Below are 502 nucleotides of genomic sequence, written 5' to 3'. Positions count from 1 at the left end.
GACGAGGCCGACCACCCGGAGGGCGCGGCCCCGGCGGCCGGGACCGGCAGGACGCCCGCCGGGACCGCCCCCGAGCTGCCCCCGCTGCGCCAGCTCCCCCCGGACGTCCGCGACTTCACCGGCCGCGACGCCGAGCGCCGGGCCATCGAGGAACGGCTCCGCGCGACCTCCGCCGTCCCGCCGATCGTGCACGTCACCGGCCCGCCGGGGATCGGCAAGACCGCGCTGGCGCTGCACGCGGCGCACCGGGTCGAGGACGCCTTCCCCGACGGGCAGATCCACGTCCAGCTCGCCGGGGCGTCGATGGTGCCGCGGAAGGTCGCGGCCGTCCTCGGGGAGGTGCTGCGGGCGCTCGGCGTCCGGCCGGGCGACATCCCCGACACCGTGGAGGCCCGCGCCGCCGCCTACCGCTCGCGGCTGGCCGGGCGGCGGGTGCTGGTGTTCGCCGACGACGCGGCGGACGCGGCGCAGGTCCGGCCGCTGCTGCCGGGCGAGCCGGGCA

The 502-nt window shown here is 80.5% G+C and carries 1 protein-coding gene; it reads left to right on the top strand.

Annotation, left to right across the window (positions count from 1 at the left end; translation table 11 throughout):
* A partial coding sequence (locus DZF91_RS22605) for an AAA family ATPase (RefSeq protein ID WP_147341267.1) occupies window positions 1-502 on the top strand: 502 nt, incomplete at both ends.

Source organism: Actinomadura logoneensis (genome assembly GCF_003428695.1).
GTDB lineage: Bacteria > Actinomycetota > Actinomycetes > Streptosporangiales > Streptosporangiaceae > Spirillospora > Spirillospora logoneensis.
Note: the sequence above shows the minus strand (reverse complement) of the source record. Positions and strands in the feature narration are given on the sequence as shown.